The sequence below is a fragment of the Brevibacillus nigriterrae genome, assembly GCF_049846925.1.
Taxonomy (GTDB): domain Bacteria; phylum Bacillota; class Bacilli; order Brevibacillales; family Brevibacillaceae; genus Brevibacillus_H.
Genome location: NZ_JBNCMT010000015.1, coordinates 103,362 through 118,393, shown reverse-complemented (window position 1 = coordinate 118,393; position 15,032 = coordinate 103,362). Strand labels below are relative to the sequence as shown.

The 15,032-nt window shown below is 44.6% G+C and carries 16 protein-coding genes and 2 riboswitches; of the genes, 4 read left to right on the top strand and 12 right to left on the bottom strand.

Translation table 11 applies throughout. The features are described from left to right. Together ACPW7N_RS13065 and ACPW7N_RS13060 are read right to left on the bottom strand one after the other, a co-directional pair. Nucleotides 1-561 (bottom strand): HpcH/HpaI aldolase/citrate lyase family protein (locus tag ACPW7N_RS13065; protein ID WP_425651533.1); only part of this gene is annotated, 561 nt, incomplete at its 3' end. 19 nt (nucleotides 562-580) lie between these two features. Continuing rightward, nucleotides 581-1,030 (bottom strand): hypothetical protein, encoded by a 450-nt coding sequence (locus ACPW7N_RS13060; protein WP_425651532.1) that lies wholly within the window; start codon nucleotides 1,028-1,030, stop codon nucleotides 581-583. A gap of 189 nt (nucleotides 1,031-1,219) precedes the next feature. Between ACPW7N_RS13060 and ACPW7N_RS13055 the strand changes: the two genes are divergently transcribed. Continuing rightward, nucleotides 1,220-1,675, top strand: a complete 456-nt coding sequence (locus ACPW7N_RS13055; protein WP_425651531.1) for a tellurite resistance TerB family protein — start codon at nucleotides 1,220-1,222, stop codon at nucleotides 1,673-1,675. A gap of 138 nt (nucleotides 1,676-1,813) precedes the next feature. Beyond that, on the top strand, nucleotides 1,814-2,308 hold the full coding sequence (locus ACPW7N_RS13050; protein WP_425651530.1) for a DUF2507 domain-containing protein: 495 nt from the start codon (nucleotides 1,814-1,816) through the stop codon (nucleotides 2,306-2,308). Here the strand turns inward: ACPW7N_RS13050 and metX are convergent. The 3 genes from metX to uvrC all read right to left on the bottom strand — a co-directional run bounded on the left by metX (nucleotide 2,289) and on the right by uvrC (nucleotide 7,282). Continuing rightward, entirely contained in the window at nucleotides 2,289-3,377 is a 1,089-nt protein-coding gene (gene metX / locus ACPW7N_RS13045) for a homoserine O-acetyltransferase MetX (RefSeq protein ID WP_425651529.1), read from the bottom strand. The genes ACPW7N_RS13050 and metX overlap by 20 nt on opposite strands. A 184-nt stretch (nucleotides 3,378-3,561) precedes the next feature. Next, nucleotides 3,562-3,673, bottom strand: a riboswitch (SAM riboswitch). 66 nt (nucleotides 3,674-3,739) lie between these two features. After that, on the bottom strand, nucleotides 3,740-4,981 hold the full coding sequence (locus ACPW7N_RS13040; RefSeq protein WP_425651528.1) for an aspartate kinase: 1,242 nt from the start codon (nucleotides 4,979-4,981) through the stop codon (nucleotides 3,740-3,742). Nucleotides 4,982-5,203: 222 nt separating this feature from the next. Next, nucleotides 5,204-5,392, bottom strand: a riboswitch (Lysine riboswitch). A 69-nt stretch (nucleotides 5,393-5,461) separates the two neighbouring features. Next, entirely contained in the window at nucleotides 5,462-7,282 is a 1,821-nt protein-coding gene (uvrC, locus tag ACPW7N_RS13035; protein WP_425651538.1) for an excinuclease ABC subunit UvrC, read from the bottom strand. Between the two features lie 138 nt (nucleotides 7,283-7,420). Here uvrC and ACPW7N_RS13030 point away from each other — a divergent pair, with 138 nt between their 5' ends. Next, nucleotides 7,421-7,873 carry a hypothetical protein gene (locus ACPW7N_RS13030; protein WP_425651527.1) on the top strand — a complete coding sequence of 151 codons (453 nt, stop codon included), beginning with the start codon at nucleotides 7,421-7,423 and terminating at the stop codon, nucleotides 7,871-7,873. Between the two features lie 51 nt (nucleotides 7,874-7,924). Here the strand turns inward: ACPW7N_RS13030 and trxA are convergent, their stop codons facing one another. The 7 genes from trxA to ACPW7N_RS12995 all read right to left on the bottom strand — a co-directional run bounded on the left by trxA (nucleotide 7,925) and on the right by ACPW7N_RS12995 (nucleotide 13,462). After that, nucleotides 7,925-8,242: a thioredoxin gene (trxA, locus tag ACPW7N_RS13025; protein WP_425651526.1), complete on the bottom strand. Its 318-nt coding sequence runs from the start codon at nucleotides 8,240-8,242 to the stop codon at nucleotides 7,925-7,927. Between the two features lie 134 nt (nucleotides 8,243-8,376). Beyond that, entirely contained in the window at nucleotides 8,377-8,796 is a 420-nt protein-coding gene (locus tag ACPW7N_RS13020) for a YfmQ family protein (RefSeq protein WP_425651525.1), read from the bottom strand. 138 nt (nucleotides 8,797-8,934) lie between these two features. Further along, complete coding sequence (locus ACPW7N_RS13015; protein WP_425651524.1) at nucleotides 8,935-10,086, bottom strand: PepSY-associated TM helix domain-containing protein; 1,152 nt, start codon at nucleotides 10,084-10,086, stop codon at nucleotides 8,935-8,937. A gap of 138 nt (nucleotides 10,087-10,224) precedes the next feature. Beyond that, on the bottom strand, nucleotides 10,225-11,184 hold the full coding sequence (locus ACPW7N_RS13010) for an electron transfer flavoprotein subunit alpha/FixB family protein (protein WP_425651523.1): 960 nt from the start codon (nucleotides 11,182-11,184) through the stop codon (nucleotides 10,225-10,227). A gap of 19 nt (nucleotides 11,185-11,203) precedes the next feature. Further along, a complete protein-coding gene (locus ACPW7N_RS13005; protein WP_425651522.1) occupies nucleotides 11,204-11,971 on the bottom strand; it encodes an electron transfer flavoprotein subunit beta/FixA family protein in 768 nt (255 codons plus the stop codon). A gap of 12 nt (nucleotides 11,972-11,983) precedes the next feature. Next, a complete protein-coding gene (locus ACPW7N_RS13000; RefSeq protein ID WP_425651521.1) occupies nucleotides 11,984-12,760 on the bottom strand; it encodes an enoyl-CoA hydratase in 777 nt (258 codons plus the stop codon). Nucleotides 12,761-12,874: 114 nt separating this feature from the next. Then, nucleotides 12,875-13,462: a TetR/AcrR family transcriptional regulator gene (locus tag ACPW7N_RS12995; RefSeq protein ID WP_425651520.1), complete on the bottom strand. Its 588-nt coding sequence runs from the start codon at nucleotides 13,460-13,462 to the stop codon at nucleotides 12,875-12,877. 163 nt (nucleotides 13,463-13,625) lie between these two features. Between ACPW7N_RS12995 and ACPW7N_RS12990 the strand changes: the two genes are divergently transcribed. After that, entirely contained in the window at nucleotides 13,626-15,014 is a 1,389-nt protein-coding gene (locus tag ACPW7N_RS12990) for a cbb3-type cytochrome c oxidase subunit I (RefSeq protein ID WP_425651519.1), read from the top strand. Nucleotides 15,015-15,032: the final 18 nt, after the last annotated feature.

Below are 15,032 nucleotides of genomic sequence, written 5' to 3'. Positions count from 1 at the left end.
AATTGCAACAAGAGAGTCGATTCGAGTTTCTTTAAAAATAATGCTTGAATGCTCCAAAATCGGCATTCCGTAAAGTTTTGTATCCAAGAGTTTATTAGCTCTGAGTAAGTAATCAAAGTACTCATCACCATTAACATTGGAAAACTTGGGGAATACAAATCCTGTCAAGTATCTGCAATTCTCACCAAGTAAATGGGAGATCCTCATTATTTGGTTAGGTTCACGTACCCTTACGAAAATTAACGGAACATCAGAAAGGTGAATCTTGCCATTCTTAATAAGCAACCCCAGTTGGTTTATTAGTGCCGCCAAAGAATTCTCCGCAAAAGCAACTTGGTTATCTCCAATAGCATCCTCTAAACAAAGAACGATGGAGATGAGCCCTTTGTGTTTATTCATTGCAATATCCTCTACAATCTGTTTTCTAGTTGCTGGCATATAGAGAACTGCCCCAAGTGCATGAGCTAACAATTCTTTTTCGGAATCCTTGGTAAAATTGGTTGGCATTTCATGAAAGATAGATTGTTGATCTTCAAGAGATAAATATTGAAAGTATCTCAAATGATATACTCCCCTCTAGTCAGCTCATTCTCTTAGTTTTGCTTTCCTTATATTTTTGTTCGTATTCCTGAATTTGGTCTTTGGTCCAGACAGGTCCTGATGAGAGATATTGAATAGGTTGAGGGAAGTTAGGTATTTTGCGGTGAGTCTTATGTATGTACGATGAAACTTTCCCTTTTTTCCATCCTAAATATTCTTCAACGTCTTTGTTTGACATTAACTCTGGGATATAAGTATCAGTTACAAATAATACCCCTCTTTCAACGGTAGATGCGGGCTTGTAGTACTCTTCCACATGTTTTCCGCTTTCTACTACAGTGCTTTCGAATCTTTGATAACATTTGTCTCGTCCACATCCAGTACAATGTACCTCTTTCTTTGGACCTAAAACGACTACCTCAGTTATTCGCTGATAAATAATACAGGTACTGCATTCCAAACAAACAACCTTATAATCAAACACTTTCAATGTAAAGCACCTACTTCTTGTGCCAAAATGTGACAAAAAATGATTTTTTTAATTCTAAAGTACCATAAAAGTTTACAAAGTCAACCAATTCTGGAGATAAACTATGTCAAATTTAGGTGATATGATAGAATAAATGGTAGAATTCGACAACTAGAGTGTGAAAATTAAAAAATATGGAGGAGAAAAAAGATGAGTTATGCTATGAATGTCAAAAATTTTTTCAACAAAACGGGGTCAACATTGCTAGATGCGGTAAAAAAGTTTAAAAACAAAAACTTTATGGAAGCTATTGTAGCAGGATGCGCTTTAGTAGCTGCTGCTGACGGGCAAATCAGTTCAGAAGAAAAACAAAAAATGTCTGGGTACATAGGCAGAAGTGAAGAATTAAAAGTTTTTGATATGAATGAGGTTATTACTTCATTTAATAAGTTTGTTGGCAACTTTGAGTTTGACCACGGTGTAGGAAAAGCTGAAGCTCTTAAGGTAATTGGCAAGTTCAAGGATAATTCCGAGGTAGCCCGTGTAATCGTAAGTGTTTGTTGCGCGATCGGGGCAGCAGACGGAGATTTTGATAGTAAGGAAAAAGAGGTAGTCCGAGATATCTGCCGCACATTAAATTTAAACCCAGCTGATTTTCAACTATAAAAATGAATCCCCCACTTCATATGAGTGGGGGATTTCTTCCATAATTATTAGGAAAATCTACTATTTAGTTGTCATGATCCTCTCATCTCTCTCATAGATTGAAATATCTGCAATCTGACTAGAGAAGGAGAGAATTCCGTGAGACAAATCGTCGATCCGCTTGCCACTCTGTTCTCATCGCAAACCATGGCCCACCTGGAGCAAATGAACATGCCTTATCTGGGGTTTCACATGCTCCGTAATTGTCTAACACAGAAGCTGCTTGGCGACAGTGAAGGTCCGATTCTCTACTGGTTGGGAAAAGATATCGGGTCCCAGATTTCACTCCAATCTGCCCACGATCTGATCCTGCCCTTTATCCGGCTTGGGCTTGGCAAATTGGATTTGCTGGAAGAGCGAGAGCAATTGTATCGTTATTCCCTGACGCACTCTGTCTTCACACATATGGAACAGGAGCGGTTAGAACGCTCTTTACTGCTTGAATGTGGCATCATCGCAGGAGCAATCTCTCACTGGCTCCAAAAGGAAGCCAATGCCCAACTGGAGCTACTGACGTCTGACAAATCCAAACATTTTGATGTTCATATTATCATATCTGTTGGTGACGTATTGTTCACGAACCAGCGATTGTAACATTCCTTTTCGCAAAAAACGGGGCAACAATCCGTCCCATGCGAGTAAACTCAACCAAAAAACCGTCATGGCCAAACTTGGAATCGATAGTATGGAACTCCACCGGAATTTGGTGCTTGCCGATACAGCCTGCCATCTCTTCCTGATGTTCAATCGGATAGAGCAAATCATTTGTAATTCCGATCATCAGTACACGGGCGGCAATTCTGGACAAGGCCTGCTCAATCCCGCCTCGGCCTCTCCCGATATCATGCGAGTCCATCGCCCGCAAAAGACAGAGATAGCTGTTGGCGTCGAACCGGTCAACAAGTTTTTCTCCCTGATACCGGAGATAGCTTTCTATCTGATAGGTGATATCCGCTGAAGATGCCCCTGTTTCCTGTTGATAACTTCGCCCAAAGCGCTCTTCAAACAACTCGGCCGTGCGATAGGTAATCATTCCGAGCATGCGGGCAACCGCCAGTCCTCTGGTAGGCCCTGCACCAGGGTAATAATCTCCCCGATTCCATTCCGGGTCGTTTTTGATCGCTTGGCGTCCGACATCATTGTAAGCAATACTGATCGCAGACAAACGGGAACAGGTGGCAATCGGCACGACCAACTCCATCATCTCTGGATATTCGACGGCCCATTCGTATACCTGCATACCTCCCATCGATCCGCCTATTACCGCATACAATTTGGCTATTCCCAGTGCATCAATCAGGCGGCGCTGAGCGTGTACCATATCCCGGATCGTCACAACCGGGAAGCGTGAACCATATGGTTGATTCGTATCAGGATCGAGACTTGCCGGTCCTGTAGAGCCATAACAACCTCCCAGAACATTGCTGCACACGACGAAATATTCATTTGTATCGATTGGCATACCGGGCCCGATCAGCCCTTCCCACCAACCAGGACGCTTCTCATCACCTACAGCATACACATCGCCCGTCAGTGCATGGCAAACAAGGATGGCATTCTCCCGTTCAGGATCATAGACACCATATGTTTTGTAACCGATATCTACCTGTTTGAGCACTTCTCCCGATTCCAACTGCAAGTCACCAATTCCTATTTTTTGCAAAGTTATCCCCCCTGACCCGGATGGTACGATTCACACCAAAACGGTATTGACCGTTTTGGTGCCCGCAAGCGGTCGTATCCACTTTTATGATAAACGTCGAGACGTTTTTCACATCCGAAAAAATAAAAAACCCCTCTTCTGCGAAGAGAAGAGGGGGTGTATGTTCCGGTTGGCCAGATACCCGCTCTTATCTTCCAAACGCCATGAATCATGCGCCTGCTGGATTTAGCACCTCTCCGCCGAAGCGGGGTTGCCGGGTTTCATCGGGCCAGTCCCTCCACCACTCTTGATAAGAGTTTTTCAATTGTTTTCATCATACGATTGGGAGGGCTTACCTGTCAATGTAGAAAATAGAGCGGATGTTATACGCCGTGTACTACTGCCTGCTCTGCCACATCCAACCCGAAAGCCGTATGCAGGGTTGTAACAGCAAGGTTGGTATAGGCTGCTGGAATTACACACGAAATTTTGATATCGGAAGTAGAAACCATTTTAATGGAAATTTGTTGTTCGGCCAGTTGACGGAACATCTCGGCAGCAACCCCTGGATTGGTCACCATGCCCGCTCCAACGATCGAAACCTTTGTCAGTTCTTCCTCGTGATCTACACTCTCAAAACCCAGTTCGGTGCGGTTTTGTTCCAACACTTGCAATGTTTTCGCCAGGTCCCCGGAGGCAACTGTAAAGGAAATGTTCGTTACCTTTGCTTCATAGGAGCTTTGGATAATAATATCGACGTTTACCTGTGCAGACGCAAGCGTATTGAACAGCCGGGAAAGTGTGCCTACTTGTGCTGGCATTCCTACCACGGTAATTTTTGCTACATCCTCATCATGTGCTACCCCGCTGATTACTCTTCCTGTTTCCATTGAAGACCCCTCCTCCACATACGTTCCATCTTCTTTTGTAAAGCTTGAGCGAACCACTAGACACACGCTGTACTTCTTGGCAGTCTCCACTGAACGAGGGTGCAGTACCCCTGCCCCAAGATTCGCAAGCTCGAGCATTTCGTCGTAAGAAATCCGGTCCAGTTTTTGCGCAGAAGGCACAACCCGTGGATCAGCGGTAAATACACCTGATACATCCGTAAAGATTTCACATTTATCTGCCTCAAGACTTGCGGCAAGCGCCACTGCGGTCGTATCGGAACCTCCACGACCAAGTGTTGTAATTTCACCATCTGGAGTGAACCCCTGGAATCCGGCAACGATGATGATTTTGCCTTCAGCCAATTCTTTTTTGAGACGTGTATGCTCGATATCCTGAATTCTTGCTCTCGAATGGTAGCTTTCCGTGGTGATTCCTGCTTGCCAGCCCGTGAGCGATACAGCCTCATAGCCCTTAGTTTGTAGTGTCATGGCAAGTAGCGCAATCGATACCTGTTCACCTGTTGAGAGCAGCATATCCATTTCACGCTCAGAAGGCTGCGCAGTAATTTGTTTGGCCATATCAACCAGTACATCCGTTGATTTGCCCATGGCGGAAACGACAACTACCACATCGTTTCCTTGTTCTTTGGTCTCTATGATTCGGTCAGCGACACGCTGCATTCTCTCGATTGTACCTACTGAAGTACCGCCGTATTTCTGAACGATTAATCCCACCTGGTTCCTCTCCCTTATCGTTATCGTTAACCACCCAACTCTGGGGGTCCCCGTACGTTTTAGTAACTCCTAGTAAAGTGTGCAAATCATCATGTATTTATAGCAAAAAAGGCAACGACGAGGATTGACCTGTCGCTGCCCTGATCTTGGACATACCAGTTCCTCCTTCCCTTGGACACGTCGGAGAAAGACTACGTCGAATAAACGCAGTTCTTTCATCCTCGGTGAGATAGCTCTCCATCGCAATATTGGATGTATATGGCGATGACAGTCCTGTGCTTGTTCAACACAGACCCAGCACAGCAGACTTCGGGTAGTCTGTTGCACTTCGGCGAATTCCCCTTTCCCTTGCCCTTCACAGATGCCCGCATCTCGGGGGGTACTCTTGGTTTTCGCGCCTCTACCTCACTCCAATAAAGGGAAGTGAGGTTTCATATTCAATTAGAACGGATTATAGCATGTGATGGCTTGGAAGTTCAATTACTTTTCGCTTTCCAACTTGCGAAGGGTTGAAATGATTTCACGAGCCAGCTTATCGCCGATGCCGAGCTGACGGAAATCTTCCACGCTCGCTTCCCGCATTTTGGCAAACGACCCAAAGTGTTTGAACAGCATTTTGCGCCGCTTTTCACCGATGCCGGGAATATCGTCCAACTGGGAACTAAGCATTGTCTTCCCTCTAGACTGGCGGTGAAACGTAATGGCAAAGCGGTGCACCTCGTCCTGAATCCGTTGCAGGAGATAGAACTCATAGCTGTCTCGCTTCAGCTCGACTGGCTCGGGAGGATCACCAAACAGCAGTTGTGCCGTTTTATGCTTGTCGTCCTTGGCTAATCCACACACGGGAATAAATAACCCCAGCTCATTTTCCAAAATATCCATGGCAGCAGAGATTTGCCCCTTTCCTCCGTCGATGACAACCAGATCGGGGAGCGGTTGATTTTCTTTTAGCAATCTCGTATACCGCCTGCGGATCACTTCACGCATGGAGCCGTAATCATCAGGGCCATCCACGCTTTTGATCTTGAACTTGCGGTACTCCTTCTTATCAGGTTTCCCATCAGTGAATACTACCATGGCGGATACTGGCTCTGTCCCTTGAATGTTGGAGTTATCGAAAGCTTCAATTCGATGCGGCACACCGATTCCCAATGCATGCCCCAGATTGTGAACAGCCTGAATGGTCCGAGCTTCATCTTTGGACATCAGGGCGAATTTCTCTTGCAAGGCGATACGGGCGTTTTCGATTGCCATCAAGACGAGTTCATGTTTTTTGCCTCGTTTCGGAGTTGCCACCTTCACATGCAGCCATTCCGAGAGAAGCTCCGGCTCACTTTGTTCCGGAAGCAATATTTCTTTCGGCAGTGCCTGCTGTTTTTCGTAATAAAACTGGGCAGCGAACGACATGAAGTCCTCGGTCTCATCTCCGTAATACGGAAACATCGACGTCTCTCGTTGGATCATTTTGCCTTTGCGCATATAGAAAACCTGTATACACATCCAGCCCTTTTCCACCGCAAACCCGATAATGTCCCGATCAACGGTATCCGTGAAGGTTACCTTCTGCTTCTCCATAACGGCTTCGATGTTGCGAATCTGGTCACGTAGCTCCTTGGCCCGTTCAAACTCCATCTCTTCTGCGGCCTGCATCATTTTCTCTGTCAGTTGCGTCTTCATCGCTTCGTGCCCGCCGTCAAGAAACTTGCAGATCCCATCAACGATACGCTCGTTTTCTTGGCTTTCCACTTCATAGACGCAAGGTGCCAGACATTGATTAAGATGGTAGTACAGGCAAACCTGCTTCGGCATGGTCTGGCATTTGCGCAGCGGATAGAGACGATCCAGGAGCTTCTTCACCTCTTGGGCTGCCCCCGCATTGGCATACGGCCCAAAATACTTCGCCTTGTCCTTGAGAACCTTGCGAGTAATTTCCAGCCGAGGGTGGGTCTCATTGGTGATTTTGATATATGGGTACGTTTTGTCATCCTTTAGCAGGATATTGTATCTGGGATTGTATTGCTTGATCAGATTGCATTCCAGAATCAAGGCTTCAATCGCAGATGATACAACGATATATTCAAAGTCGGTTATCTCGCTAACCAACAATTGTGTCTTACCGTCATGACTTCCAGTGAAATAGGATCTCACCCGGTTTTTGAGTACTTTGGCTTTACCGACGTAGATGATTTCACCCGTCGCATTTTTCATGAGATAACAGCCAGGTTTGTCCGGGAGAACAGCCAGTTTATCTTTAATTGTCTTCACCCGTTGTCCTCCTCTCAACGATTTACAACCATACATATAGTAGCACAAATGTTCTTCTTCTAGAATACCCACGCAGAAAGAGGGACGAACTGAATCCAGATTTAAGAATATTCAATATATGGTAAAATATACAAAAAACGATACAAGGGAGGGCTTTTTATCAAACGGGCACTCATGCTTTTCTTGTTGCCACTTTTGATGATAATGGTTTATCCAACAACTGCATCAGCATGTATCTGCAAGACTCCAGAAAATCCCCTCAAAGAGTCAACTGCTGCGTTTTCTGGAACAGTTCTCGCTGTGAAAGATTGGAAACAACTGAGGAATCGCTATGAGGTTACGATTGAAGTGAATCAAGTATGGAAAGGCACTCTCGACAACGAAGTAACGGTGTGGACTGATGATTATTCTATGTATTGTGGTCAACGGTTTACGATTGGCTCAAGCTATATCATCTATGGAAGATATACAGGTCAAGAAGGAGCATACCAAACCAATAACTGCACAACTTTGGAAATGCCACAGGCACTCCTGCACTTAATTATCCTGAATAGTAAAACATGGGGAGCCCTTTTGCTCATGGCAATATCGGTCGCTTATTACGTAAAAATGACCTGGAAAAAATAATAAGCAGCATAGCCCGAAAGCTAGCTGCTTGTATGTAGAAATTTGATTATCTTACAGGTGTTTGTTCAACGTAGACATCAACGCTTCTTTTGGTTGGAAGCCCACGATTTTATCAACCGGCTGACCTTCTTTGAACACCAAAAGCGTAGGGATAGACATAACGCCAAAGCGTCCAGCAGAATCAGGATTATCGTCAACGTTTACTTTTACAATTTTCAACTGAGAACCGATTTCTCCATCGATTTGCTCAAGGACAGGAGCGATCATTTTGCAAGGACCACACCAAGGTGCCCAGAAATCAACGAGAACTGTACCACCTTGCTCTACTTCTTGAGCAAAGGATTGATCGGATACATTTACAATTGCCATGATAAAAAGCCTCCCTCATATTCACTTAAACTTATTTCAGGTTAAAGTATACCATCCTGCTTCTGAATTGACCATGACATCAGACACTTTCACAACATATCCCTATTTTGCCCCAATGGCCTGCAGGCAATCCATTACCTTGCTAATAGACCAGCAAGTTCGCTGCTTCTAGCCCAATAAACATTTACCTTACGACTCTTGCGGTTGATTCGTTCTACATAAAGATCGATGCCGTCTTTTGGGAAAATGGCAATGTCCTCTGTAGAGGTTTCAATAAGAATATGCTTGCCTCTGGTAATATCGGCAGCAGAGGCTTTTTGGATAAAAATATCCTCATTAAAACTGGAGAGAATCTCGCTTTGCTGGATATCTGCGTACTTTGTTTGATTCCCTTCCAGCGATAGTGCCACAGATTGCACTTCCTCGATTTTCAATTCTTTATGCTTGGCCACTTTCTTCGCCATCCAGATCAGCGCAAAGCTTGGAAGAGAGAAAGCTACTACCAGGATCATCCCAATACTATGCGAAAGCCAGTTTACCATTGTATCTGACATGAGAAATCACACCTTTGTCTACTATAGATATATTATTTAATCACCGTAATAATAGGATAAAACTATAAAATGATTTTTTCAAATGAAAATTATATGAAAAGAGCGCATCCCGAAAGATACGCTCCTCAAATTATGCTATTATGCTACATTGGGTTGGACGAGCTTTTCTGCTTTCATCCGTTTTGCCAGTCGTTGTCTTGCCCGTTTGGTATACCACATATAGGTTCCTGTCACCATGAGCAAGGTAGGTATCAGTCCACCGATGAAGTAAATGATTTTTGTGAAAATACCACCGAACAATCCGGTATGTAACGGAAACAACCATGTCTGATAGGTTAATCCAGCATCGGTTACTGCATCTTGTTTTGCAATGATCTTTCCACTGTACTGATCAAGCCAAAGCTGTACATTGCCCGCTCCCGCAGGATCATACCCATGAGTCATGCGAATATCAACTGCTCCCTCTGGCTTCCCTTCTTCCGGTTTTGCTGGCATTCTGATTTGCATGAACTTGCCATCTGGCACACTTTGCTGCGCATTTGCGATAAGCTGATCAATTGCCAGTTTGCCACTATCTAACGGCTTCGAGATGAGAAGATCTTTCGCTGGAGAAGTATTTGGCTTCGCACCGAACAAGGCAAAAATCGGTTCATCAAACACAAACAACGCACCTGTTAATGATACAACGAGTAAAAAAGGAACAGAGATAATTCCAAAAACTTTATGATAGTCATAATGAAGTGCATAGCGATTTTTACTATTACGAATAATAAAGCCCTTCGTCCACTTCGCCAAACCTGGCCACCAGAGATAGATCCCTGAAACGGTAATAAACGTAATCACAAAACCAATGATACCAACAATTTCTGCACCGCTGAAATCTTTCAACAGTAAGTATCTGTGCAACTGTAATACCCAACTAAAAAATGATTCGCTTCCTCTTTCTCCTAACACCTTCCCAGTCCCAGGATCTACATAAACATACTTGGTTTCTTTCCCATCCTTTGCTCGGAAGTAGTACACTCCGTAAGCATCTCGAAAATCGGGACCATAGATTCGATCAATCGTTCTTTTCTCATGTCCAGCCTTGACAGCCTCCAATGCTTGCTCAATGGAAACTACCTTGCCTGGCGTAACCTGGAATAGTTCGGGGTGAGTTGCCCTAGTAATTTCCCCTTCAAAAACTAGAATACTGCCTGTCAAACCAATAAGAACGATAAATACACCTGCCACCAAACTCAGCCAGAGATGGAGCTTTTGAATCCCCTTTCGAAACATGAATTTGTTCATCCCACTTTCTCTTTTTATATTGATAATGATTTTCATTATTATTTATAAATGAAAATGATAATCACTGTCAATACGTTGACAAAACAAAAAACCGGGAATAAAATATTTATCCCCGGCATACTTATTCAGATTATATATTTATGCTAATACTTTTTTGAACTCTTCTGTTAAAAGTGGCACTACTTCAAACAGGTCGCCCACAATTCCATAGTCAGCTACCTGGAAGATAGGAGCTTCTGGGTCTTTGTTGATGGCAACAATTACTTTGGAGTTGGACATACCCGCCAAGTGCTGGATTGCTCCAGAGATTCCGCAAGCGATGTACAAATCTGGTGTTACTACTTTTCCTGTTTGACCGATTTGCAGGGCATAGTCGCAGAAATCAGCATCGCAAGCACCACGAGATGCACCTACTGCTGCACCCAATACGTCAGCCAATTCTTCTAGTGGCTTGAAGCCATCTTTGCTTTTTACTCCACGTCCGCCTGAAACAATAACCTTTGCCTCAGAAAGATCCACTTTACCTGAAGTTTTGCGAACGATTTCTTTGATGATCGTACGAAGGTCTTTGATATCAGCGTTGAATGCAACGGCTTCTGCTGTTTTGGAAGTATCCGCTTCATTCACTGGAATGTTGTTTGGACGAATCGTTACGAAGATTTTGCCATCTGTGAAGTTGCGTTTTTGGAACGCTTTACCCGCATAGATCGGACGAGTAAATGTTCCGCCCGCTTCTACACTTGTCACATCGGATACAAGTCCTAGACCAAGACGAGCTGCTACACGAGGTGCGAGGTCACGTCCGATTGCTGTATGTCCCAAGATGATGCCATCTGGATTTACTTCATTAACTACTTGAGCAAGAGCTTGTGTGAAGCCGTCTGGCGTATATTGAGCCAAGGCATCGTTTGCTACCACATATACTTTGGATGCTCCATGAGAAGCGAGTGCGGAAACATAAGCATCTCCACCAGGTCCAAACACAGTAGCTACTACTTCTCCACCATCGGCAATAGTTTTGGCAGCTGCAAGAGCCTCAAAAGATACGTTACGAAGTTGACCGTCACGTGCTTCTGCAAGTACGAGTACTTTTTTCATGTGGAATCCCCTCTCTCCCCTAGATCACTTTTGCTTCATTACGAAGAAGTTGAACTAATTCTGACACTTGGCTGGATGTGTCACCGGACAGTACGCGACCAGCTTGTTTTTTCGGCGGCAAGTATTGGTCTACGATTGCTGTTTTTGCTTTCACATCATCAAGAGATAAACCAAGATCATCAGCGGAGAAGCGATCCAACGGTTTCTTCTTCGCTTTCATAATACCTGGCAGAGAAGGATAACGTGGTTCATTCAAGCCTTGTTGAGCTGTAATGAGTACTGGAAGAGAAGTTTCAACTACTTCCAAATCCCCTTCGATGTCACGCTCAACACGCACGGAAGAACCATTGATTTCTAATTTAACAGCGGTCGATACATGGTTGATGCCGAGTTCTTCAGCAAGACGTGGGCCGCCTTGACCTGCACCGGAATCAACAGCCATTTGTCCGCCAATAATCAAGTCAAAGCCAACTTTTTTCGCAACTGCTGCGAGTACCTTCGCTGTTGTGAACTCATCGCCAAACAGGGATTCATCATCAACAAGCACAGCCTTGTCAGCACCCATTGCAAGTGCAGTGCGCAGGGAATTTTCGGCACGGTCTGGTCCAACAGTAATAACGGTTACTTCGCCACCATGCTCATCGCGAAGCTTGATTGCTTCTTCAACGGCATACTCATCGTACGGGTTAATGATAAATTCAACGCCATCTTCGCTAATTTTGCCATCTTGAATGACAATTTTCTCTTCTGTGTCAAACGTCTGTTTAAGAACTACAAGAATGTTCATACACGTACCTCCTTAGCGATCCTTAAATTGGGGTTTGCGTTTTTCTAAAAAGGCACTTACGCCTTCTTTCATATCTTCAGAACGGAATACCTCTCCGAAAAGAACTGCCTCCTGATGTAGCCCCTCTTCGAATCCCTTTATGTAGCCAGAGTGAACAGCAGCCAGTGCATACTTCATGGCAATGCTGCTTTTCAGAGCGATCGTTGATGCTAATTTTTTGGCTTCATCCAGCAATTGCTCGACCGGATATACGGCTTCCGCCAATCCGATGCGATGCGCTTCTTCGCCACCGATCATCTCAGAGGTTAAAATCATCTTGGTTGCCATCCCACGACCAACCAGTCGAGGAAGTCGTTGTGTTCCACCGTAGCCCGGGATCAGACCAAGATTCAGCTCAGGCAAGCCCAGCTTTGCTTCCGCAGCAACGAGTCGAATATGGCAAGCCATCGCAAGCTCCAGACCTCCACCCAAGCAAGCACCGTTTACCACAGCGATGATTGGTTTGGAAAAGGTCTCGATACGATTGAAGAGGCTTTGGCCTTTTTCCGCCATTTGTTGAGCTTGTGCATCAGATAGAGAAGTAAATTCATTAATGTCCGCACCTGCAATGAAAAAGCGGCCTTCGCCAGTCAATAATATAACCTTGACTTGCTCGTCCTTTTCCAGGTGATCGAGTGCAGCCTGTAATCCTTCCAACGTCGCATGATTCAGAGCGTTCGCAGGCGGATGGTTAATAGATACAACGGCAATTCGTTCTTCTACTGCCACCAATACATTGGAAAATTGCATGTTTCTTTCCCACTCCCCTCGATTTGGCAACCCCCCTAACTGAGCGGTCGCTCAAAAAGGGTGCCAAGATCATTGTATCAAATGGAGAATGCCAAAATAAAGCGTTTTCTCTCGCTATTTTTTCATTAAACCGTGTAGGAAGAGGTTATGAATGGGATCAACGAGAGAAATGAGTTCATACTTACACTGTTTCATTACCCATGATGTAGCTGCTTCGTCTATTGTTCCATACAGCATCATGCGTGCCATGCGAATATCAAGATCATCGCGGAATATTCCCTGCTCTACCCCTTCACGGATCACTTCTTCGATCAAATTGAAGTACCCTTTGAGAACGGAACCAATCCCTTGATTTACATCCGGGTTTGATTGACGCAGCTCGATCTGAGTAACAATTGCCATTTCAGGATTGTTGCCCAAATGGGACAAGTGGTGTTGCACGAGAATATACACTTTCTCTTCCGCTGTCTTCGCTTCTTGAATACGAGCACGACCTGTTTCAATAAACTGCCCCATCTTCTCATTAAATAGAGAAATGAGTATGTCATCCTTGTTCTCAAAATAGAGGTAGATCGTACCGTCCGCTACTTTCGCCTCTTTGGCGATCCGCGATACCTGGGCATTGTGGTACCCGTGTCTCGCAATTACGCGAACAGCCGCATCAATGATGGCTTCATACTTTTCCCCCGTCTTCTTTGCCATACCAAACCTCCGCTATCGTCTCAAGGATCTTAAAATGAATGACTATTCATTCACATCAAGTGTAATACAAGTCATAAAAAAGTGTCAATCCCTATCCTGTGCATACTCTGGTGTCGATTGGAAATACTTACATCAGAGCGCCAAGGAAAGGAGATTTCTGTCAATGACTACTAATCAAGATACATCGTACCGAGCCGTGCGCTACTTGTACTATTCCTCATTCGTCTGGTTGTTACTCGGTATGACTTTCGGACTGATTCTTGCCATCAAATATGTCTGGCCTGACTTTTTAGTGGTAGGCCCTTTGCAGAAATATTTGCAATATGGCCGCATTCGTCCCGTTCATACCAAGATGGTCCTGTATGGCTGGCTGTCAACAGCTCAGGTAGCCGGGTTGTTCTACGTCATACCGAAGTTGACCCGAACACCACTTCAGCACCCCCGGCTGGCGTTAATAGCCGGACACCTCTGGAATGTATTTAACGGGGTTGGCGTCATCACTTTGATGTTGGGCTACACAACAGCAATTGAATACGCTGAATACTTGTGGCCAATTGATATTGTTTTATTCGCTTTGTTTGCAGGGGTGATGTTCATCTGCTTTCGCACCATTGCCAATCGAAAAGAGAAGCAGTTGTACGTCAGTTTGTGGTATTTCATGGGCTCGCTCATCTGGTTCCCGCTTCTGTATCTCGTAGGAAACCTGCCTAATGGTGTGATTTCAGGTATACCGCAAGCGTTGGCTGCCTGGTTTTTTGGTCATAACATAGTTGGTTTATGGTTTACGACAGTGGGTGTCGGTTTCTTATATTACTTACTTCCTAAACTGACCAAAAACCCTCTATACAGTCACAAATTATCTCTCATCGGATTCTGGACGATTGCTACCTTTTATGTGTGGAACGGCCCTCACCATTTACAAAATGGGCCCATTCCCAACTGGATCATGAAGGCAGGAACAATTCCATCCATCCTTCTTATTATCCCAGTTTGGACGGTGCTTGCCAATGTTTTTGGCACGATGAAAGGCAAGTGGCAACTGGTTTCCGATAGCGTTCCACTGAAATTTATGCTTACTGGCTCCCTCTTTTATTTAATTACGTGTCTACAAGGTCCTTTTCAAAGCTTAATGGGCCCCAGTGCCGTCATCAAATTCACGAACTGGATCGTTGGTCATGCTCACATGCCATTATTTGGAGGTTTCACCTTTATCAATTTTGCTCTGATTTATTACGGTGTGAGGGACTGGGCCGGAAGAGAAGTATATAGTAAAAAACTTCAGGAAACCCACTTCTGGTTTTCCGTCATTGGTTTTTTGCTATTTGCTTTCAGCACCTGGACCCAAGGGGTTATGCAAGGTTTCGGGTGGGCAGATGGAAAGCAGTACGGCATTCAATTTGTTGAGTTGATGACTGCTCTTCGTCCATTCTCCATGGTCCGTGGCGTTGGTGGGATATTAATGTTCCTGGGACAAGTCGTGTTTGTTTATAACATTTTCCGTTCCGTACGTGATGGTAAACCTGTTGAAAAGGAAAGCCAGAAAACAGCATAGATTCGATGTTTCTATCGA